Genomic DNA, 21114 nt, shown 5'->3' on the forward strand with positions numbered 1-21114 from the left:
TTCCTTTGAGGGAGGGACGGCATGGAGATCTATGTGACTAAATGGGCGCTGACCCGGGGGGTGTTCCGGGTGGATGCGGAGCCCGCCCCCGGGGACGGACAGACCATGTGTTTTCGTCTGGTCTACGACGAGATGGGCAATGTCTTCAGTCTGCCCATGTATGCCCATCCCGGCGAATGGTTCACCGACGAGCAGGCGGCCCTGGCCAAGGCGGAGGAGATGCGCCAGCGGGAGATCCGCCGGCTGGAGGAGGAGATCCGTCTGCTGCGGGAGATGCAGATCGAGGTGGTCCACGCCAAGGCGGCCCGTTTCGACGGTCACAGCCGGGCGCAGGTGCGCGACGAGCTGCTCAACGCCTAACCGTGGCAGGGCGGGGGTTCCCCCTCGGGCTCGATCTGGTCCCGCACCCGTTCGATGCGGTCCCGGCCGCCGTATTTGGCGCGATAGAGGGCATCGTCGGCGCACAGATACACCCGGTCGAAGGCGACGCCGGGGACCGCCACCGCCACCCCCATGGAGGCGGTGACCCGCAGCCCCGGGGCCTCGGGGCGGCGGATGGCCCGGATCTCCCCGGCGAGCTCATCGGCCACCTGGGCCGCCATCCGCCCGCATGCGGCGCCCAGCACCAGGGCGAACTCCTCCCCCCCCAGACGGCCGCAGTATCCCTCTTCGGGACGTGACCGCTCCAGGGCCCGGGCCACGTCCACCAGCACCCGATCCCCCACCGGATGGCCGTAACGGTCATTGATCTGCTTGAAGAAATCCAGATCCACCAGGATCAGCCCCAGGGGCCGCTCCTGCAGGATCCCCTCCGCCTCCTGGATCAGGGTCTCGCGGTTGAGCAGCCCGGTGAGGCCGTCGTGGCGGTTGCGGAAGGCCAGGGTCTCGGTGAGTTCGCGCAGTTGCTGATTGGCGCGGGCAAGCTCCCGTTCCGTGCGGTCGGCGTGACGGATGAGGCGGTCCATGTCCCGCACCAGGCGTTCATAGGCATCCGCCAGGCCTTGCAGGGCGTCCCTGTGCCCGGCGGCATCCTCCTTTGCCAGGACCCGGCGGGCCCGGGCCAGGGCGGCCCTCTCGGAGGCGAACAGGTCGGGTTCGTTCATGGTGGTCTCGGCGCGGGGGGCAGGCGGGATCATGCGGACTGGGTGGGGATGAGGCGCAAATCCAGGTCCGGGAAGTCCTCGGCCAGTTCCTGGCCGAATTCCAGGAGGGTGTCGTCCTCGGGGTCGTGCAGCCATTCCAGCAGGATGTGATTGCCGTCGGCGGTGGCCTGGTTGAGGCACTCCACCAGGTTGAAGAGCATCTTGGTGCTGGAGCTGTTGAAGTATTTGAGCTCGATGGTGACGCGGACGCGGTCTTCCTTCAGGCCCTGGAGGAAGGCCCGGGTGCGCTGCAGGATGTCGTGGTAGAAGTGGACGGCGCTCTCGGGGTAGGACTCGCCCCGCAGGCTCAGGTGACGCTGCGCGAAGTGGAAGTCCACCTCGGGGGTGTCCGGGGTGGCGGGGATGTACAGTCTCTCGTCCATTGCGGCATCTCCTGGCAGGGTCAGAGGGTGGCCTTGAGGGTGAAGATCAGGTCGCCGGCGCTTCCCGGCTCCAGCCGGAAATCGATGGGGCCCTCACTGTCCCGGGCGATGGTGAGCAGACCCAACCCCGCCCCTTTGCTGTTTTCCTCCGGCTCGCCCTCGCGCATCTGCCGGCGGTAGGCCTGGCGGATCTCGTCCCGGGACATCTGCCGCAGGTCTTCGAGCACGTGGCGCAGACGTTCGGCCCATTCCGAGGTGACCGGATTGCGGCAGATGATGTGATAGTGGGCGTCCTCGCGGCAGATGCAGACGGATCCGGCGCGGATCTCCGCCCCGGGGTCGTGTCCTCCGGGCAGTTGTTCGCTGGAGTAGTGGACGATGTTCTGGGCCATCTCCACGAAGATGGAGAACAGACGGCGGCGTACAGCCCCCGGGGTCTCGCCGTTTTCCAGCCGGGCGCGTACGGCGTCGCCGATGGCGTGGATGATGTTCTGGGAGAAATAGCCCACGTAGTAGAAGATCAGTTCGCCGTTCTTCAGGATACAGCCCTCTGGCTCGGCGCAGATGCACAGTTCACGGTTCATGGCAGTCGTTCCTGCGGCCCGTGGGGGGGGATGGGTTCGAGCCCGATGAGCGTGATGTCATCCCGTGCGGCTTCCGGGCCCTGGTAGGTGGAGAATGTCTCGGAAAACCCCTTCTCCTGCGCCTCCATGTCCAGGTGCCGTGTCTCCTGCAGGCATTGTGCGAGACGTTTCTTGCCAAAGGCGATGCGTTTTTCACCGCCGATCTGGTCGATCACCCCGTCACTCACCAGATAGAAGCGCTCCCCGGGGAGGCAGGGCCCGTGGTGGTTCTGCCAGCGGGTATCGTGGGGGGTGCTGCGATACCCAACACCGTGGCGGTCCCCCCGGAGGTATTCGGCCGCGCCCGCCTGCGGCGGCGGGATGCGCAGCAGCGGGCTGCGGGCGCCGGCGAAGGCCCATTGGCCCGCCCGGGGCCGCACCCGCAGGAGCACGGCGTCCAGCCCGTCGTCGGAGTCCTCCAGGGGGATCTCCCCCGCGGCGCCGGTCTGGTACTGGTTGAGGGTGTGCTTGATGTCCCGGTTCATGGCCGCCAGCAGGGCAGCGGGATCGTCGTGGCCGTGCTCCGCCAGGGCCCTCTCCAGGGCGGCCTGGGCGATGAGGGTCATGAAGGCGCCGGGGACGCCGTGCCCGGTGCAGTCCATGAGCACGGCGAGGAAACCGTCCTCCAAGGATACGAAATGGAAGAAATCCCCGCCCACCACGTCCCGCGGGCGCCAGACCACCCAGTGACGACCGGGCAGGTGTCCTGCCATGGCCTGGCGCGCGGGCTTGAGCAGGGCGGTCTGGATGAGGCTGGCGTAGTGGATGCTTTCCAGGAGCTGGCGGTGCTGGCGCTCCTGCAGTTCGGTCATGGCCTCCATCAGGTCCAGGGTCTGGCCCACCCCGGCGTAGACGCCGTTGTCCACCAGGATGAACCCGTCGGCAAAGACCTTCTCCCCCGTGCGCACCGCCATGGTGGTGAGTTGGCGGATGGGGGTGGAGACCTCCGCCACCAGGGGGTTCTTGTCCATGAAGGCGATGCAGCTCTGCCGGTTGTACAGCTCCGGGTAGTAGGGCTTGGCCATCATGTTGTGGAAGAGGTTGCGGTTGATCAGCCCCATGGGCCGGCGGCCATGGACCACCGGCAGGTTCTGCATCCAGCGGTGGCGGGCGAAGATCTCCGCCACCTGTTCGTTGGTGTGTTCCGGGGTTACCGGGTCCACCGCCATCAACAGATCGCCGGCGAACTGCCGGTCGATGACGAGGGGGCCGTGTACGGCGGGGGCGTCGCTGGGGGGCGGGGAGGACATGGGGCGTTTTGGGGTCGGAAGGATGGATGGCCGGGGCCGTTGTTACGGGAAATCAACCGATGGCGCGGGATCCTACAGGAGGCATATGACGGTTTTTTGATGGGGCGGGACGAGGGCAGGCGTCTGGTTCAAGCCGTGGCGGATACCAGGGGGGTGGTCAGCCACCAGGTCAGGGCGCCGCAGGCCACCGCCAGCACCATGGGCAGGAGGACGCGGATGCCCAGGCGCAGGCCGCCGATGCCCAGGGAGAGTCCGGCCTTGACCAGGCTGTTGGAGAAGGCGGCGATGAGGATGGCCAGGTTGGCCGTGGGCAGCCCCAGGCCGTCCCGGGTCATGTCCGCCACCGAGAGGGTGATGGCGTCCACGTCCGCCAGGCCCGAGGCCAGGGAGAGGAGGTAGAGCCCGGCATCGCCGAAGGACTCCGAGAGCCCCCGGGAGAGGAGCACGATGGCCACAAGAAGGCCGGCGAAGATCAGCGCCGGGCGCAGTTCGAAGGGGTTGTGCAGGGCGGCGCGGCCGGTGGAGGAGACGGAGCCGCGGTCGCGCCAGAGCAGGGCGGCGCCCAGGTAGATCAGGCCCATCATGACCAGCACTGGGGCCAGGAGCTGCCGTCCCAGATCGGCGTTGAGCACCCAGGTGACGGCCAGCATGCGCGGGAACATGGTGGCCCCCGCCACCAGGATACCGGCGGCCAGGACGCCGGAGCCGGCGGGATTGCGGCGGGCGATGCGGGCGAAGTTGACGGTGACGGCGGTGGAGGAGGCGAGACCGCCCAAAAGCCCCGTGGCCAGGATCCCCCGGCGCTCCCCCACGATGCGCATGGCGAAATAACCGACGAAGGAGATGCCGGCGATGAGCACCACCATCCACCAGATGCGATGAGGGTTGAGGGCCTCCCAGGGGCCGTAGCCCTGGTTGGGGAGCAGGGGCAGGATCACCACGGAGATGAGCAGCATCTTGAAGGTGGCGTAGAGCTCCCGCTCCTCCAGGCGGCGCACCCAGGCGTGCAGCACCGGTTTGATCCCCAGGAGGATGGCGGTGACCACCGCGCAGGCGGCGGCCAGCCGGGGCATGCCCAGGGTGGCCATGGCCCCAAAGCAGAAGGTGAGCAGGCTGGCCACCACGCCGGTGATGCCCATGTCCTGGTCCTGGCGCTGGCTGAGGATGTGGGCGGCGATGAGCACCGCCGCCAGGGTGGCCAGGGGTAGGACCAGCAGCAGGGGGCCATGATCCAGGGTGAGCAGCCCGGCCACACCCCCCAGCAGGCCGATGAGGGCGAAGGTGCGGATCCCCGCCACCCGCTGCCCTTCTTCCAGAAGGCGTTCCTTCCAGCCCCGCTCCAGGCCGATGAGCAGCCCCAGGGCCAGTGCCAGGGCCAGGGTGTAGAGATGCGCCGGATCGTCCATGGGATGCCTGGGTCGGGGTGGGGCGGCCCCCCACGACCTCCCGGGGGGATCAGTCCCCCGCCAGTTTCAGGGCGCGCAGCCGGGAGGTCTTCTTGTGCTGGTGGGCCTGCATGCGCATCAGTATATCGTTGAGGGTGCTCACCGCGTCCAGGATGTAGGGCCCCTTGTTGAGCATGACGCATTCGGCACGCCCGGCCATGGCGGCGTCGGTGAGCTCGGGGCGGGAGAGACCGCCGCTCTTGGCCAGGGTCTCCAGCACCTGGGTGGCCCAGATGACGGGGACATGGGCCGCCTCGCAGAGCCATAGGATCTCCTCCTGGACCTCCGCCAGCCGTTCCCCGCCGATCTCCACCGCCAGGTCCCCCCGGGCGATCATCACCCCCAGGCGGTGGCGCCCCAGGGTGGAGAGGATGATCTCCGGCAGGTGCTCCACGGCGCGGCGGGTCTCGATCTTGGCCACGATCCTCAGCCCGTGCCCGCCCCGCTGCGCCAGGGCGTCCATGAGGGCGGTCATATCCTCCCGGGACTCCACGAAGGAATACCCCACCAGGTCGGCATGGGCCGCGACGAAGTCCAGGTCCCCAAGGTCCTGACGGCTCAGGGGGGGCAGTTTGAGGTCCGCACCGGGGAAGTTGATGCCCTTGTCGGCCCGCAGGCGGTTCCCCTGGGGGCGGCAGTGCTGGATGCGCAGGACGACCCCGTCCGCATCCCGGGACTCCACCACGCCGCCGATCTTGCCGTCGTCGATCCATACCGGCTGGCCGGGTTCCAGGGAGTCCAGGGCCTCCGGGGTGGAGCAGGCGATGCGGGCCGGGGCCGTCACCTGGCCGTGTTCGTCCGTTTCCGCCGGGCGGCCGGGCAGGGGGTCCCGGGTGAGCCGGAGTTGGGAGCCCCGGTAGAGGCGGATGGACACCGGCTCCCGGGTGAGCCATTCCAGCTGGAAGGTCTGCAGGGTTTGCCAGGACCCGTCCTCCCCGCGGCGTTCATGCTGGAACGGGGTCTCGTCGCTGATATAGGCCCCCTGGTCCAGGGTGATCTGCCAGGCCCCGCCGGGGAGGGCCTGGTCCACCCGGAAGGTGCGCCGCTTGCCGCGGGTGTCGCGGCAGCGCAGCCGGTCGCCGCTGGCGAAGCGTTCCAGGACCTCTGCCGGCAGCGCGAAGCGGTGCCGGGCGGTGCCCAGGGCCTGGCCCTGGGGGGCCACCCGGGGGATCAGGGTGATGCAGGCGGGTTCCATGACCCGTCCCAGGAGATTGCGCTGGGGCTTGAGATGGGCCACGGCGGGGCGAAAATCCAGGGGGCCGGTGCGCAGCTTGTGTCCCGCCAGGTCCATGAGCAGGGTGCAGCGCTGTCCCAGATGGGCCTCGGCATGGCGCAGGTGGGCGATCATCTGTGCCCACTGCTCCGGGCCGTCATGGGCACAATTGATGCGCGCGCAGTTCATGCCCCGTTCCATGAGGGACTGGACCAGTTGCCCGTTCACCGCCGCCTCACTGGGCAGGGTGACCATGATGCGCACGTCCCTGGGGGCGCAGGGGGCGCCGAACAGGCGGTCGGCGTTCTCCACCAGGGTGCGTTCCCCGGTGTCGAAGTCGATGGCCGGGGTGTCCTCCAGGGGCGGCAGTGCACGTCCCGCCAATTGTGCCAGGATATGCATCACCTGCTGGATGCTGTAGAGCACATGGGCCTCGGTGCGTCCCAGGGAGGAGAGCCCGCGGGCCGCCAGGGCCCCTTGCAGGGGGCGCAGGTCCAGGGCACGGAAGGCCAGGTAATGGGCCAGGTTGTGGGCGGAGAGGGGAATGTCCGCCGGGTAGTCCGGTTCGAAACGCTGCAGGCGCCGGCGTCCCCCCTGCACCACGTCCTCGTGCAGGGCCAGCAGAGCATCCAGCAGGGTGTTCCAGGTGTCGCCGTCGAAGGGGGGCTTTGGCGGGGGCAGCCGGCGGGTCACGGTGCTGTAGGGCGGGGCGGTGGCGTCTTCCGGGATGGGGCTTGGGGATTCGGACATGCGGCATGTACCGTTCAGGGGATGGGGCGGAGGGATCGCCGTTCCTCTTGTGCTTACCACGAGATCATGAAGTTTGGGTGACAGCCGGGCCGGTCCCCCAGGGGCCGGGATGGCGTCCTGGGTACGGCGGGCGCGGTCAATAAAACGTCATATTCCTCCCTTAGCATGACCGCGGACTGATCCAAACCTTGAATCACCGGTGACGAGGAACATGATCCCCATGAAGCACACCTACGCCCTTCTGGCGGCCGGACTGGCCTTTTCCCTTCTGGGAACGGGTTGCCAGACCGCGCCGACCAACGGAAACGAAGACGATACCACGTCCAAGCCCCGCGCCGAGCAGTCCGCCGCCCAGTCCGCAAACTGGTATGCCAAGGACGGTTTCCGGGTCACCCTGGAGGACAGTCGCCTGTGGGTGCTCAAGCCCGGTCAGGAGAAGAGCGGCAAGCACGTGACCTTCATCGGTGCCGGTCCCCAGGGGCTGACGGTCAAGGCCCTGGACAACGAGACCGCCCTGGAGTACCTGGCGGCCAAGCCGGGCTTTGAGGTGAGCGTGGAGGACGGCCGCCTGTGGGTGCTCAAGCCCGGTCAGGAGAAGAGCGGCAAGCACGTGACCTTCATCGGTGCCGGTCCCCAGGGGCTGACGGTCAAGGCCCTGGACAACGAGACCGCCCTGGAGTATCTGGCGGCCAAGCCGGGTTTCGAGGTGAGTGTGGAGGACGGCCGCCTGTGGGTGCTCAAGCCCGGTCAGGAGAAGAGCGGCAAGCACGTGACCTTCATTGGCGCCGGTCCCAAGGGCATGACCCTCAAGGCCCTGGACAATGAGACCGCCCTGGAGTACATGGCCGCCAAGCCGGGCTTCGAGGTGAGCATGGAAGACGGCCGCCTGTGGGTGCTCAAGCCCGGCGATAAGATGAGCGGCAAGCATGTCACCCGCATCGCTGCCGGTCCCCAGCGCACCACCCTCAAGGCCCTGGATGAGGAGACCATGCAGCGCTATCTCTCCTATCGGCCCTGATCGCGTTCTGATCTTTGGTGGTAATGGCGCCGCATTCCGCAAGGGGTGTGGCGCTTATGCTTTGGGTGCGCCGAGCACCGGCTCGGCGCCCTTTCCTAAGCCGAGCTGGGGCTCGGCGTTCCCAGCATGACCCGCCTCGTGCGGGACCGGGAAATCCCCCGGCGGTGGCCATGATGCCCGTGGCGGCCGGATGGCCGGTGGCCAACCGGCGTGCAGACTCTCTGGGGGCAGTCATCCATGCAATGTGAGCCCTTCCAGGCAATGGGCATCCAGGTGCGGTAGAAGCCGCGGCTGTACAACCCCTGGGAGCGCCGAGCCCCAGCTCGGCATCTTTTCCTAAGCCGAGCTGGGGCTCGGCGTTCCCGGCATGACCCGCCTCGCGCGGAACTGGTAAATCCCCGGCGGTGGCCACATGCCCGTGGCGGCCGGATGGCCGGTGGCCAACCGGCGTGCAGACTCTCTGGGGGCATTCATCCATGCAATGTGAGCCCTTCCAGGCAATGGTGCATCCAGGTGCGGGGGAGAAGCACAGTTGTGCCTATCCCTGGGAGTGCCGAGCCCCAGCTCGGCATCTTTTCCTAAGCCGAGCTGGGGCTCGGCGCTCCCAGCATGACCCGCCTCGCGCGGAACTGGTAAATCCCCGGCGGTGGCCACATGCCCGTGGCGGCCGGATGGCCGGTGGCCAACCGGCGTGCAGACTCTCTGGGGCAGTCATCCATGCAATGTGAGCCCTTCCAGGCAATGGGCATCCAGGTGCGGTAGAAGCCGCGGCTGTACAATCCCTGGGAGCGCCGAGCCCCAGCTCGGCATTCTTTTCCTAAGCCGAGCCGGGGCGCGGCACTCCCAGCATGACCCGCCTCGTGCGGGACCGGGAAATCCCCCGGCGGTGGCCATGATGCCCGTGGCGGCCGGATGGCCGGTGGCCAACCGGCGTGCAGACTCTCTGGGGGCATTCATCCATGCAATGTGAGCCCTTCCAGGCAATGGGCATCCAGGTGCGGTAGAAGCCGCGGCTGTACAACCCCTGGGAGCGCCGAGCCCCAGCTCGGCATTCTTTTCCTAAGCCGAGCCGGGGCGCGGCACTCCCAGCATGACCCGCCTCGTGCGGGACCGGGAAATCCCCCGGCGGTGGCCATGATGCCCGTGGCGGCCGGATGGCCGGTGGCCAACCGGCGTGCAGACTCTCTGGGGGCATTCATCCATGCAATGTGAGCCCTTCCAGGCAATGGTGCATCCAGGTGCGGGGGAGAAGCACAGTTGTGCTTATCCCTGGGAGTGCCGAGCCCCGGCTCGGCATTCTTTTCCTAAGCCGAGCTGGGGCTCGGCGTTCCCAGCGTGACCTGCCTCGCCCGGAACCGGGAAATCCCCCGGCGGTGGCCATGATGCCCGTGGCGGCCGGATGGCCGGTGGCTAACCGGCGTGTAGACTCTCTGGGGCAGTCATCCATGCAATGTGAACCCTTCCAGGTAATGGGGCATCCAGGTGCGGGGGGAGAAGCACAGTTGTGCCTATCCCTGGGAGCGCCGAGCCCCAGCTCGGCATTCTTTTCCTAAGCCGAGCTGGGGCTCGGCGTTCCCAGCATGACCCGCCTTGCCCGGAACCGGGAAATCCCGCCCCGTTGGTGGCCATGATGCCCGTGGCGGCCGGATGGCCGGTGTCCAACCGGCGTGTAGACTCTCTGGGGCAGTCATCCATGACATGCGAGCCCTTCCAGGCAATGGGGCATCCAGGTGCGGTAGAAGCCGCGGCTGTACAACCCCTGGGAGCGCCGAGCCCCAGCTCGGCATCTTTTCCTAAGCCGAGTTGGGGCCCGGCGCTCCCAGCATGACCCACCGCGCCTTAGCGGGCCGCCTGCTCGGGCAGGGCGCCCTGCAGGCGATCCAGGATGCGGTCGCGGATGCGCTGCCCCGGCGTGGGACGGTGGACCTGGCAGTGGCGCTGCCACAGGGCGGGGTTCTCCAGGATCTGGACCGCCTGGGCGGGGATGTAGGTCCGGCCCGCACCGTCATCGGCGGCGGGGACGTGGACCGTGATCCCCTCCAACTCGCAGCGGCCGGGCTCCCCGAGGAGGAGATCGGTGCCGTTGGGCAGGGTCCAGCCGTCCACCTGCACCCCCGAGGCATCGATCCGGGCCTGGGGGAAGGCCTCCTGCACGTCCACGAACAGCCGTTGGTTGAGGCCGCGGGGCTCGGTCACATCCAGCTCCAGATGCAGCACCTGGGCCACGCTGTGGGCGATGCCGGTGTTGTCCATCAGGCCGCGGGGGGCGCCGGGACCGAAGCTCCAGAGGGGCACGTCCTCGGCAGTGTGTCCGTGGGTGGTCCAGCCGAAGACGGTGTGGCGATCGTTGACCACCTTGATCAGGGCCCGTTTCAGGCCGCGCACGGGTTCCTCGTCGCGGATGGCCGCCAGATCGTTTGCGTCCAGTGGGATGCCCCAGTGGCGCGCCACGGCATCCTGCAGCTCGGCGTCGGAGGGGTTATCCGGCAGCAGGTCAAGGAGCAGGCCCGCCGTCATCTGCATGCCTTGCACGGGTTCGATCACCGCCTCGGGGGTGGTGGCGGTGTAGCTGCCGCTGGTGGCCCAGTTGCCGATGCTCATGGCGCCGGTGTTGTGGTCGGGGACGACGATCACCAGGGTCTGGGGATCACGGCGGGCATAGTCCAGGGCCACTTTCACGGCGTCATCGAAGGCCAGGAAGTCGTGCAGGGCGTAGGCTACGTCGTTGTCATGCCCCGCCCAGTCCACCTGGCTGCCTTCCACCAGCAGGAAGAACCCGGAGGGGTTACGGGACAACAGTTCGATGGCCTTGGCGGTCATGTCCGCCAGGGAGGGCTGTGCCCGGGCCTGATCCACCCGTGAAGGGTCATGATCAAGGGGATGGGCCAGCAGGTAACGGCGGTCCAGGTCCGCCATGAGATGGCTGTGGTCGAACAGACCCCAGACCCGTCCGGAGTGGATCGCCGCCAGCTCTTCGGCATGGTCCACCACGTGGTAGCCCCGTTCCTGCAGCACCTCCTCCAGGTCCAGGCCGTCCTCCCGGGTGCCGCCGGCGTCCCGGGGTAGCAGGTGGCGGTAGCCGCCCCCCAGGACCACGTCCAGGTCCTGGTGGACCAGGTGTTTCATGATGGTGTCCTCGTCACTGCGATCGTCCACATGGGCGGCGAAGGTGGCCGGTGTGGCATGGGTGATGCGGGAGGTGGCCACCAGGCCCGTGGACTTGTCCTGCAGCGCCGCCCCTTCCAGCACCGTGGCCAGGGGGCGGTAGGCCCAGGTGTCCCAGTCCACCCCGGCCGGCGGTTCGTAGGTGCTCACCACGTCATAGGGGCGCGGGGCCATGCCGATGTGGGGTTCGGTGGTCCTGTAGCCGGTGGCGAAGGCGGTGCCGGCGGCGGCGGAGCCGGTGATGACCGAGTTGGCCATGGTGGTGTCCACCATGCCGGAGAGGATGCCGTCCACCGCCAGGGGTTCATCCCGGTAGAGCCGGGCCAGCTTGACCACGGATTGGGATTGCCCGTCGGGGATCAGGACGATGACGTTGCGGGCCGTCTCCGCCCAGGCGGGGGAGACCAGGAGGGTACAGGTGAGGGTCACCGCCGTGATGGACAGGGACCGGAAGCGGAATCGTGGATCCATTCTACACCTCGCATCGGTTCGCATGGCTTGGGGGCGTGCCCCCTGGGGGGCACGGCTGCGGCACCGGCTGCAAGGCGTGTGCAGGGCCCGCGCTATTCGCCGGCGCCGTGGGATGAGGCTAGACCGGCGGGATGACGGGCCGGTGAAGGTTCCCTGACGGGGGGTTGATGGGGGGTGGCGATGCGGGCGGTTTCACGTTTCACCGCCGGCACCGGCAGATCCCGCCCCAGGGGGTAGCCCAGGGCCTGCATCTCCGCCCCCAGCTCCCGGTCGAAGATCGCCATCTGTTCCGGGGTGAGCTGCTGCAGGTAGCGGTGCCGTGAATCCCGGCGCACGGTGTTGGATTGGGTGATCTTGTAGTCGCCGCCGTGGATCAGGTCAAAGGGCTCGAAGGGATAGAGCTTCTCGAAGGGCAGGCCCAGGAATTCCAGGAGCCCGGACAGGGTCGCATCCGGGTCCTGCACCAGGTCCTCGTAGTGCACCCGGTACCAGGATTCCGGGTGATCCAGGTAGGTGCGGTAGATGCGCCGCCAGCGGGCCAGCAGGCCCAGGTCGATGTCCGCCTCCCGCCGGCCGGGGCGCCAGAACAGGTAGGCATAGCCGGATTCCACCGTGGAGAGATAGGAGTCCCGCGGGTCCCGGGCCAGCCAGATGCGCCGGTCGAACCCCTGCCAGGGGCGCAAGCGGTGCTGCAGGTAGATGAGATCCAGGGGCTTGATGCAGACCGTGCCGCGATGGCGCAGTCCCAGCATATTGCGCAGCAGGGCCCAGGAGGAGCTGATGTCGCTGTAGGCCCGGATCTGGGAATGGCCGCCGAGGATATGGGACAGCAGGGTGCTGCCGGAGCGCATGGAATAGCCGATGATGACGCGCATGAAGGGCCGCCTCTTTCGGTTGGTCAGGGGGATGTACAAACGAAAAGGCCGGGGCACAAAGGCCCCGGCCCCGACTGCTTCAGTGGAAGCGGTCAGCGTTCGCCATTACATGGAGAACTTGTGCTGGAAACCCAGGCCCAGATGGGTCTCCTCGAATTCCGTCTCGTCCTGTTCCACCTGGGAGTAGTAGGCGAAGAGCTTGCTGGCCTTGCCCATCTTGTAGTCGGCCCCGATGGCCATCAGGCTCCGTTCGTCGTCGAGCTGGTCCATGTCGGTGACGCCGTACTGGGCCTTGAACTTCCACCGGTCCACGCCGTAGGCGCCGCTCACCAGGGTGGTGGTGTCTTCATAGGTCTTGCCACCCACGTCTTCGCTGGATTCGGCGGTCTGCACCAGGCCACCGAACTCGAAGTTGCCCATGTTCATCATGCCCACGGCGCGGAAGGCGTCGACGTAGTCATCGCCTTCCTCGGGGGAGAGGGCGGCATCGAAGGTGTCGTCGCCCATCTCGGAATCGTAGGCCAGGGCGCCGTAGAAGGTGCCGTTGTCGAACACCAGGGAGGAGGAGATGGAGTCGGCCGGACCGTCCCGATCGCTGGCTTCATCGTCTTCGCCCGGCATGAAGGCCACGTTCACGGTGACCACGTCGCCCAGCTTGGGGGAGGTGTACTGCAGGATGTTGCTCTCGCGGTTCTCGCCAGCGGCGATGTGCTTGATGTCGCCCCCCAGGTCACCGAACTGGTCCACATCCCCCTGGGCCTTCTTGAAGGGGGTGTCGAACTTACCCACCTTGAAGGTACCCATGGTGGCATGCTGCAGGCCGCCGTAGATGTTGCGCTGCTTGAAGGTCTCACCACCACTGTCACCTTCGTCCACGTCCACGCCGAACTCCAGGCCGTAGATGGCGGTCAGGTCCCGGGCGTCCAGGTCGAAGGAGCCCTTCACCCCCAGGCGGGAGTCGTTGCTCTGCAGCTGCCAGTTGTCCACATCGGTGATGCCGTTCTTGTCGGTTTCTTCAATGCCTTCATAGGTCACGTTGACCTTGCCGTAGACGGTGGGACCGCCGGCCAGGGCAACGGCGGGAAGGGCGAACAGGGAACCGACGGCGATAGCGATTGCGTGTTTCTTCATGGGATGGGTCTCCTTCATGATTTCAGATGCGATCCGGCTGTTGGATTTCGCGTCCGTACTATGGGGGGAGACTGTGACGCAGGAATGAAAATGCGGTGACGGTTTCGTGAAATCGGGGAACTTTATTCTTGACATTCCGCAGGTTGCGCGCCTTGCGTTTCGCTTGGGAGAGGGAAAGGACGTCCTTTCAAAAATGAAATCCCGTTGTCATGTTCGCCCCGTATGATGCGTCCAGTCTCCCGGATGGAGACGGTCAGCGGCCCGCATGGATCCATGGGGAAACCCTGGATCGGGGAACCGGTGAGCGGATGTGTGCCAGGACGGCCTTTTCTCCTTCACGAGGGCTTGCTGCCCTGCACCTCTGCAGAAAGATGGCGATCCTTGACCCGGCCCCGTGCCGGGTTTTTTTTCGGTCCGGGGGCGGTGGCGGGATCCCGGGTAGGGGGTGGGCTACGGCGCAGGGTCAGGTGAGGGCCGGCAGGCGGCCGGGGTCGGGCAGGACGGGGGCGGCGGCCCCGGGGGCCGGGTGCAGGGCCTCGGTGCGGCTGTGGTCGGACCAGTGCACCAGGCGCAGGGTACCCTCGAAGTCCTCCACCAGAGCCGTGCAGTGTTCCACCCAGTCCCCGGTGTTGCAGTAAAGGACATCCTCCAGGGCCTCGATGCCCGCCTTGTGGATGTGGCCGCAGATGTAGCCGTCCAGGCGGTGTTCCCGGGCCCGCCGGGCGGCGGCGCTCTCGTAGCGGCGGATGTAGTCCCGGGCGCGGCCCACCCGGGTCTTGACGTGGCCGGAGAGGGACCAGTAGGGACGGCCCATGTACCGCCGCCAGTCGTTGTAGCGATGGTTCAGGCGCAGCAGGACCTGGTAGGCGCTGTCGCCGAGCCATTTCACCAGGCGGTTGTGCTTGACGCAGGCGTCGAATTCATCGCCATGACTCACCAAGAAGCGCCTTCCGTCGGCGGTGCGGTGCTCGGCCTCGCGCTGGATGCGCACCCCCTGAAATTCCGTGCCGACGAAGGCCCGCAGGGCCTCGTCGTGGTTGCCGGGGATGAAGATCACCCGGGTGCCGGCCTGGCTCTTGTCCAGGATGCTCTGGATCACGGCGCTGTGGTCCGCGTCCCAGTGGACGCTGCGGCGCATGCTCCACAGGTCGAAGATGTCCCCCACCAGGTAGAGGGAGTCGCAGTGGGCGGATTCGAGGAAGTCCAGCAGATAATCGGCGCGGGACTCGCGGGTGCCCAGGTGGACGTCGGAGAGGAAGATGCTGCGACAGTGCAGGGCTGTCATGGCGGATCGTCCTGTGGTGAAATCGGGTGGCATCTGTATGTTGGATCAAGGCCGTGAATGCCCCATCACAGGGCTATGGCATTTTCGTGAACCCGGGACGCATGGTCGTCCCTAGCAGTCCATCGTCGATCCGAAGAAGGAGCGTCCAATGTCCGAAGAAAGGAACCCCGCGATCCAAGCCGCCAAAGACCCGGCCCATTCCGACGATCTGTTGATGCCCAAGGTGATCTACGTGCTCTATATCCTGGGGCCGTTCTTCTGGCTCACCGGGGTGGTGGGGGTGGTCATGGCCTACGTCTACAAGGACGGTGCGCCGGAGTGGATGCAGAGCCATTACCGCTTCCAGATCGATACCTTCTGGAAGGGGTTGGCCTTCCTCCTGCCCGGTGTGCTGCTCACCTTCGTGCTGATCGGCTATCTCGTTTTGCTGTTCTGGGTGGTCTGGCTGCTGGTGCGCGCGGTGAAGGGGCTCAAGGCCCTGAGCGAGCGCCGGCCGGTGGAGCGCCCGGCCCGCTGGGGATTCTAAAGGGGGATAAACGAAGACCGCCCCCGGATGCGGGGGCGGTCCTGGACCGGCTCCCGGGCGGGAGCGGTCGGGTCTTCATGGGTCGGGGCCAGGGGCCCCTGGATGACCCTTATTGCATCCAGGACTCAACGATGTCCCGGTTTTCCTCGACCCAGCGCTTGGCGTTCTCGTAAGGATCGCCGCCTTCCTGATTCATGACCATGAGTTCGGCCACCTGGTCGGTGGTCCAGTGGAAGTTGTCCAGGATGGCGTAGGCACCGGGCATGTCTTCCTTCAGGCCCTTGCGCACCACGGTATGGATGCCTTCCTCACCGCCGTAGACCCCCTTGGGATCTTCCAGGTATTTCAGGTCCCAGCGGCCTTCCATCCAGTGGGGGGTCCAGCCGGTGACCACGATCCATTCGTTCTGCCGGATGGCATTGCCCAGGGCGGCGGTCATGGTGGCGTCGGAGCCTTCCACCAGTTCCAGTTTCAGGTCATAGGCCTCGACGGCGTCCTCGGTGGTGCTCATGATGCCGGCGCCGGGGTCGATGCCGATGATCTCACCGTCGAAACGTTCGGCGTGGGCGTTGAGTTCACTGATGGAATCGATCTCCACGTATTCCGGCACCATCAGTCCGATGCGGGTCCCTTCCAGGTTCGGACCCAGGTCCACCACCTGATCCTCCACTTCGGCCAGATAGGCCTCGTGGGTGCTGGGCAGCCAGGCGGCCACGAAGGCGTCCTGGTCGCCGCTGGCGACGGACTGCCACATGGCGGCGGCGCTCACCGAGGTGGTCTCCACCTCATAGCCCGCCTCTTCCAGGACCACGCGCATGACGTTGGTGCTGGCAATGGCGTCGGCCCATTCCACGTAGGGGATCTCCACCACGCCCTTTTCCTGGGCCATGGCGGTGGAGGCGGTGGCTGCCACGCCCAGGGCGAGGCAGGATGCGGCGATGGTGCGGGGGAAATCGGGTTTCAAGGTCATCGGTGTCCTCCGGATTGGATTGGATGTCACGCCGGCGCACTGCCGGGCCTTTCACGCGGCGCGGAATCGGGCTGCGCAGGCGGTCGGGGGCATGGGGAGTGGGGTCGCCATTGCGGGCGGGTGTGTCGGGCCCGGTATGCGGATGCCCCCGATGGGGACGGTACCCCGGGGCGGTCGGCAGTGCGAAGATGCGACGTAACGGCAGCTATCATACACGTTCCGGAGGCGGATGAAAAAAGACCTTACTAGATGCAAGGGGATGCCCGGGGTGATCCTGGGGCTGGGTTGCCGTCCCGGTATCCCCGTTGCCGCCCTGGAGAGGGCCCTGGGGGAGGGGCTGACACGGGTGGGGCTGGGGCCGGAGGCGGTGCAGGGGGTGGCCACCATCGATCGCCGCGGGGAGGAGGCGGGGATCCAGGACCTCTGCCGGGGCCACGCCTGGCCGCTGTGGTGTTATCCGGCCCAGGTGCTGGCCCGGGTGCCGGTGCCCCATCCCTCCGCGGCCCTGCGCCGGCGCCTGGGCACCGGCTCGGTGGCCGCGGCGGCGGCCCTGCTGGCCGCCGGGGCCCCGGTCCGGGACCTGCTCCTGGAGCGCCATGTGTACCGCGACGGGGAGGGGCAGGTGGTCGTGGCGGTGGCGCGCCTGCCCGACATGGGGGCGGGCTGAACCGGTGCGCGACCGCCCCGCCCGGTGGGGCGGGGCGGATTTCCGATCAGGTGCCGCAGAAGGTGCGGGTGACCCGTTCCCCCGGTTCCGGGGGGGTGTCGAAGACCGCCCATTGCGGGCGGTCCTCGAAGGGGTGGGTGACCGCCTCCAGCAGGTTCATGAACGGCCCCAGATTCCCCGCCCGGGCGGATTCGAGGGCCTGCTCCAGGCGGTGATTGCGGGGGATGCGCACCGGATTCGCCCGGGCCATGATCCGGGCCGGCCGCGCCGCATCCCCGGGCTCGCGCCCCAGGCGGCGTTGCCAGCGGTCCCGCCAGGAGGCAAAGGCCTCGCCACGGGACCATCCCGGGGGCGCGGCAGGGTGCTCCGGGTCTCCGGCCAGGGTGGTCAGATGGCGGAAGGTGAGGGTGAAGTCCGCCTCCTCCCGCTCCATGAGCTCCAGGAGATCCCGGATCAGCGGGGCGTCTTCCGCCTCGGCGCCCTCCAGACCCAGCTTGCGCCGCATCCCTTCCAGCCAGTAGTCCCCTATGCGTTCCGGGAAACGCTCCAGGATGGGCATGACCCGATCCACCGCCCGCTGGGGGTCCGGATCCATCAGGGGCAGGAGGCATTCCGCCAGGCGGGTCAGGTTCCATTCGGCCATGCGCGGCTGGTTGCCATAGGCGTAGCGGCCGTGGTGGTCGATGGAACTGAAGACGGCCCCGGGGCGATAGACATCCAGGAAGGCGCAGGGGCCGTAGTCCAGGGTCTCCCCGGAGAGGGCGGTGTTGTCGGTGTTCATCACCCCGTGCACGAAACCGACGCACATCCATTGCGCCACCAGGCGGGCCTGGCGTTCCACGGCCGAGGCCAGCAGCGCCCGATACGGATGGTCCTCCGTGGCCTCCCGCGGGGGATGGCGCGCCAGGGTGAGGTCCGCCAGCTGGCGCAGGGCCGGGATGTCCTGGCGGGCGGCGAAGTATTCGAAGGTGCCCACCCGGATGTGGCTGGCGGCCACCCGGGCCAGGATGGCCCCGGGCTGGGGGGTGTCCCGCGCCACGGTCTCCCCCGTGGCCACCGCCCCCAGGGCGCGGGTGGTGGGGATGCCCAGGGCGTGCATGGCCTCGCTCACCAGGTACTCCCGCAGTACCGGCCCCAGGGCCGCACGGCCGTCGCCGGTGCGGGAGAAGGGGGTGCGACCAGCCCCCTTCAGATGCAGATCCCGTAGCCCTCCATCGGCGTCCCAGATCTCCCCCAGCAGGAGGGCGCGGCCATCCCCCAACTGCGGCACGAACTGCCCGAACTGGTGCCCCGCATAGGCCATGGCCACCGGTTCGGTCCCCCGGGGCAGGCGATTGCCCGAGAGCAGTCCGGCCCAGGCCTGCGCCGTCAGCGCCCCGGGATCGATCCCCAGATCCCGGCACAGGGCCGTATTCAGCACCAGCAGCCGTGGCGCCGGGGCCCTGGCCGGGGTCACCGGGGCGTGAAAGCCCCGGGGCAGGTGGGCATAGATCTGTTCCAGGGCCGGGAACGCAAGGGGAGCGGGTTGGGGATGGGCGGCCATGGGGGACTCCGTGGGGCTATTTCTGACTATTTTAGTCAGATTAGCAGGGTCGCGGGATCCTGGCGATCAATCCCTTTGGCGCCAGCGCAGCAGGACCGGGATCAGGGCCAGTACCGCCAGCCCCGCCAAGGGCAGCAGCAGGCCGGGGGTCAGGATATCGGCGGGTTGCAGATGCCGGGCCTGGGTCAGATCCGCCAGCCCCGCACCCAGGCGCCCCACCAGGAAGGACATGGGCAGCAGACCCAGGGTGGTGGCCGCCAGGACCTGCCCCAGGGGGACGGGGAAGGCCACCGGCAGGAGGTTGGCGAGCCAGGCCGGGACCACCGGAAAGAGCCGCAGGGCCAGGAGCAGATGGAATCCGTTCTGTGTCAGGCCCTTTTCGAACCCGGTCAGGCGGTGCCCCCAGCGGCGGTGGATCCACTGCGGAAACAGCCGCCGGCCCAGGCCCGCCACCAGCACGGCGCTGAGCCCCGATCCCAGGGCGCAGAGCAGGGCACCCAGCGGGGCGCCGAAGAGGTATCCCCCCGAGAGCATGAGCAGGAAACCGCCCGGGAAGGGGGTGATCTTGCCCAGGGTGACCGCCGCCACGTAGCACAGGCCGGCCAGGGCCGTCTCTTCCCGGGCCAGTTGCAGTACGGTCTCCTGGTGGTGGCCGATCCACTCCAGGGCCCGGTCCCCCAGTATCCATAAGGCACAGGCGAGGGCCGCCAGAGTGAAGAGCAGCAGGGGGATGCGCAGGGTGGAGGGGGTGCGCGGCATATGGGGTATTGGGGCAGGGGGCGTGGGCTTGGCTCGGGGAGGGGGAACGGCCTAGTCTGGTGCGAGGATCTCCAATGACTGCGCACCCTACAGGGAAGACCCATGACCGCCAAGCCGCCCCGGGCCGTGCTCCTGGATGCCGCCCCCGCAGGCCAGGACCGCTACGGCCGCAACCATCCTCTGGCCATCCCCCGGGTCTCCCTGACCGTGGACCTGATCCGGGCCTTCGGTGCCCTGAAAGCGGAGGAATACCTCGTGCCCGGGGCGGCGCACCGGGAGGAACTGGCGGCCTTCCATGACCGGGACTACCTGGCGGCCCTGGAGCGGGCGCAGGCGGCGGGGCGGGCGAGCGCGCTGGAGCGGGAACGCCATCGCATCGGCACCCTGGAGAACCCGGTCTTCCCGGGGTTCTTCCGCAAGGCCTCCGCCGCCGCCCGGGGCAGCATCCTGGGGGCCCGGGCCGTGCTGGAGGGGCGGGTGGCCTTCAATCCCGCGGGAGGCATGCACCATGCCGCCCCCGGGGCGGCCCATGGGTTTTGTTTCCTCAATGATCCGGTACTGGCCATCCTCACCCTGCGCCGGGCGGGGCTGCGGGTGTTGTACCTGGATATGGACGCCCATCACGGGGATGGAGTGGAGGCGGCCCTGGGGGGAGACCCGGGGGTGTGGACCTGTTCCCTGCACATGGACACCGGCTATGCCTACCCCTTTCGCGGCGGGGGCATCGGGGATGCGGGGCCCCTGGGCCAGGGGGTGAACCTCCCCCTGCCCCAGGGGGTGAACGATGCCGAATACCGCCATGCCTTTGAGCGCGTCTGGCCCGTGGTCCTGGACCGGGCCCGCCCGGATGCGGTGGTGTTGCAGGCGGGTACGGACATCCTCGCCCCGGACCCCCTGGGGAAGTTTCGTGTCTCCAACCGGGCCTTCCTGGCGGTGGTGGCCCGGGTCATGGCGGATGCCCCGCGCCTGCTGGCGCTGGGGGGCGGGGGCTATCACCCCCTGGCCCTGGCCCGTTGCTGGCTCGGGGTGTGGGGGGTGCTCTCCGGGCGGGCGCTGCCGGATATCCTGCCTGCGGCGGGGCGCGCCCTGCTGGAGGCGGTGGATTGGGATCTCATGGACGAGGAGGAGCCGCAGCGGGCGCGGCAACTGGAACGCCGCCTGGACGAGGCCGAACCCGGCGGGGTGCGGGATGAGGTACGGGCGCGGGTGGACCGCCTCCTGACGACCCACCCCGGTCTGCGCCGGACGCGCTGGTGCAGCGCCACCGGGGATGGGTATAGTTGCGGGCCATGAAGACCCCCTGTATCCACATCTGCCGGGCCGAGCACGGGCGTTGCATCGGCTGTGGCCGCACCATTATGGAGATCGCCGCCTGGGCCCGTTTCACCGACCGGGAGCGGGAGGAGATCATGGCCCGGCTGCGGGCCGAGGGCTACGACGGCGCCGTCGCCCCCGCGCCCGCTCCCGCGGATCCTCCGCAAGAAGACACCTCCCAGGAGGGTCGGGTGGCGGCCCCCGTGCCCGGTCCGGCGCCGGCCCCCGGGGCGGTGGTCCTGTGTCCCGCCACCCGGCATCTGCCCCGCTCGGTGCGCATCGACGGCATCCCTTACGGCGAGCGCGTGGTGCGGCTGGTGGAGGCCCTGCAGGCCATCGCCGACGGGGACGGCGATGGCGAGGCCTGCCGCGCCATCGCCCGCCGGGCCCTGGGGGAGGAGGGCTGACGGGACGGGTCGTGGTCCGCGCCGCCCGGTCCGGGCGCCTTGTGGAGGACCCTGCGATCCTTTAACCTGATTGCACCTCTCAGGTACACCGGGTGCGCACGGCGGTCACGCCGGCTTTCCGGTATCCAACCCGACATCCACGCACGCGCGCACGACCCCGCGTACAGGCCGGCGCAG

The 21114-nt window shown here is 68.3% G+C and carries 19 protein-coding genes; 6 read left to right on the forward strand and 13 right to left on the reverse strand.

Features of this window, described 5'->3' with window-relative positions:
• Positions 1 to 21: 21 nt before the first annotated feature.
• The gene (locus BM214_RS08870) at positions 22 to 360 is read left to right on the forward strand and encodes a hypothetical protein (RefSeq protein ID WP_090485872.1); all 339 of its coding nucleotides are present in this window, start codon (positions 22 to 24) and stop codon (positions 358 to 360) included.
• On the opposite strand, the gene BM214_RS08875 is transcribed toward BM214_RS08870, so the two are convergent.
• The 6 genes from BM214_RS08875 to BM214_RS08900 form a co-directional block, all read right to left on the reverse strand.
• Positions 357 to 1103 carry a GGDEF domain-containing protein gene (locus BM214_RS08875; protein WP_143096377.1) on the reverse strand — a complete coding sequence of 249 codons (747 nt, stop codon included), beginning with the start codon at positions 1101 to 1103 and terminating at the stop codon, positions 357 to 359. The genes BM214_RS08870 and BM214_RS08875 overlap by 4 nt on opposite strands.
• A 29-nt stretch (positions 1104 to 1132) precedes the next feature.
• On the reverse strand, positions 1133 to 1525 hold the full coding sequence (locus BM214_RS08880; protein WP_090485878.1) for a DUF1987 domain-containing protein: 393 nt from the start codon (positions 1523 to 1525) through the stop codon (positions 1133 to 1135).
• A gap of 20 nt (positions 1526 to 1545) precedes the next feature.
• Positions 1546 to 2109: a SiaB family protein kinase gene (locus BM214_RS08885; RefSeq protein WP_090485879.1), complete on the reverse strand. Its 564-nt coding sequence runs from the start codon at positions 2107 to 2109 to the stop codon at positions 1546 to 1548.
• Positions 2106 to 3398 carry a SpoIIE family protein phosphatase gene (locus tag BM214_RS08890; RefSeq protein ID WP_090485882.1) on the reverse strand — a complete coding sequence of 431 codons (1293 nt, stop codon included), beginning with the start codon at positions 3396 to 3398 and terminating at the stop codon, positions 2106 to 2108. The genes BM214_RS08885 and BM214_RS08890 overlap by 4 nt, the downstream gene beginning before the upstream one ends.
• A 128-nt stretch (positions 3399 to 3526) precedes the next feature.
• The gene (locus BM214_RS08895; RefSeq protein ID WP_090485885.1) at positions 3527 to 4804 is read right to left on the reverse strand and encodes an MgtC/SapB family protein; all 1278 of its coding nucleotides are present in this window, start codon (positions 4802 to 4804) and stop codon (positions 3527 to 3529) included.
• Positions 4805 to 4853: 49 nt separating this feature from the next.
• Positions 4854 to 6806, reverse strand: coding sequence for a pyruvate kinase (locus BM214_RS08900; RefSeq protein WP_090485888.1), 1953 nt, complete (start codon positions 6804 to 6806; stop codon positions 4854 to 4856).
• A 220-nt stretch (positions 6807 to 7026) separates the two neighbouring features.
• On the opposite strand from BM214_RS08900, the gene BM214_RS08905 reads away from it, so the two are divergent.
• On the forward strand, positions 7027 to 7824 hold the full coding sequence (locus tag BM214_RS08905) for a hypothetical protein (protein ID WP_090485891.1): 798 nt from the start codon (positions 7027 to 7029) through the stop codon (positions 7822 to 7824).
• Positions 7825 to 9663: 1839 nt separating this feature from the next.
• On the opposite strand, the gene BM214_RS08910 is transcribed toward BM214_RS08905, so the two are convergent.
• From BM214_RS08910 to BM214_RS08925, 4 genes are all read right to left on the reverse strand, one after another.
• A complete protein-coding gene (locus tag BM214_RS08910) occupies positions 9664 to 11460 on the reverse strand; it encodes an alkaline phosphatase (RefSeq protein WP_177217634.1) in 1797 nt (598 codons plus the stop codon).
• A gap of 92 nt (positions 11461 to 11552) precedes the next feature.
• Entirely contained in the window at positions 11553 to 12335 is a 783-nt protein-coding gene (locus BM214_RS08915) for a sulfotransferase family protein (protein WP_090485897.1), read from the reverse strand.
• Between the two features lie 105 nt (positions 12336 to 12440).
• Positions 12441 to 13466, reverse strand: coding sequence for a porin (locus tag BM214_RS08920; RefSeq protein ID WP_090485951.1), 1026 nt, complete (start codon positions 13464 to 13466; stop codon positions 12441 to 12443).
• A 463-nt stretch (positions 13467 to 13929) separates the two neighbouring features.
• Positions 13930 to 14751, reverse strand: coding sequence for a UDP-2,3-diacylglucosamine diphosphatase (locus BM214_RS08925; RefSeq protein WP_090485900.1), 822 nt, complete (start codon positions 14749 to 14751; stop codon positions 13930 to 13932).
• Between the two features lie 148 nt (positions 14752 to 14899).
• Here BM214_RS08925 and BM214_RS08930 point away from each other — a divergent pair, with 148 nt between their 5' ends.
• Positions 14900 to 15277 carry a DUF4870 family protein gene (locus BM214_RS08930; RefSeq protein ID WP_244887914.1) on the forward strand — a complete coding sequence of 126 codons (378 nt, stop codon included), beginning with the start codon at positions 14900 to 14902 and terminating at the stop codon, positions 15275 to 15277.
• A 109-nt stretch (positions 15278 to 15386) separates the two neighbouring features.
• Here BM214_RS08930 and BM214_RS08935 read toward each other — a convergent pair whose 3' ends face one another.
• A complete protein-coding gene (locus BM214_RS08935) occupies positions 15387 to 16247 on the reverse strand; it encodes a glycine betaine ABC transporter substrate-binding protein (protein ID WP_177217635.1) in 861 nt (286 codons plus the stop codon).
• A 229-nt stretch (positions 16248 to 16476) separates the two neighbouring features.
• Here BM214_RS08935 and BM214_RS08940 point away from each other — a divergent pair, with 229 nt between their 5' ends.
• Positions 16477 to 16914, forward strand: a complete 438-nt coding sequence (locus tag BM214_RS08940; RefSeq protein ID WP_218149046.1) for a cobalamin biosynthesis protein — start codon at positions 16477 to 16479, stop codon at positions 16912 to 16914.
• Positions 16915 to 16960: 46 nt separating this feature from the next.
• Here the strand turns inward: BM214_RS08940 and BM214_RS08945 are convergent, their stop codons facing one another.
• Together BM214_RS08945 and BM214_RS08950 are read right to left on the reverse strand one after the other, a co-directional pair.
• On the reverse strand, positions 16961 to 18457 hold the full coding sequence (locus BM214_RS08945) for a protein adenylyltransferase SelO (protein ID WP_090485907.1): 1497 nt from the start codon (positions 18455 to 18457) through the stop codon (positions 16961 to 16963).
• Positions 18458 to 18523: 66 nt separating this feature from the next.
• Positions 18524 to 19216, reverse strand: coding sequence for a TVP38/TMEM64 family protein (locus tag BM214_RS08950; protein WP_090485910.1), 693 nt, complete (start codon positions 19214 to 19216; stop codon positions 18524 to 18526).
• Between the two features lie 102 nt (positions 19217 to 19318).
• On the opposite strand from BM214_RS08950, the gene BM214_RS08955 reads away from it, so the two are divergent.
• Positions 19319 to 20509, forward strand: coding sequence for an acetoin utilization protein AcuC (locus tag BM214_RS08955; RefSeq protein ID WP_090485913.1), 1191 nt, complete (start codon positions 19319 to 19321; stop codon positions 20507 to 20509).
• A complete protein-coding gene (locus tag BM214_RS12515; protein WP_177217636.1) occupies positions 20506 to 20937 on the forward strand; it encodes a DUF1289 domain-containing protein in 432 nt (143 codons plus the stop codon). Before BM214_RS08955 ends, BM214_RS12515 begins: the two co-directional genes overlap by 4 nt.
• The last annotated feature ends 177 nt before the right edge of the window (positions 20938 to 21114 follow it).

It is taken from the genome of Ectothiorhodospira mobilis (assembly GCF_900114895.1).
Classification (GTDB): Bacteria; Pseudomonadota; Gammaproteobacteria; order Ectothiorhodospirales; family Ectothiorhodospiraceae; genus Ectothiorhodospira; species Ectothiorhodospira mobilis_A.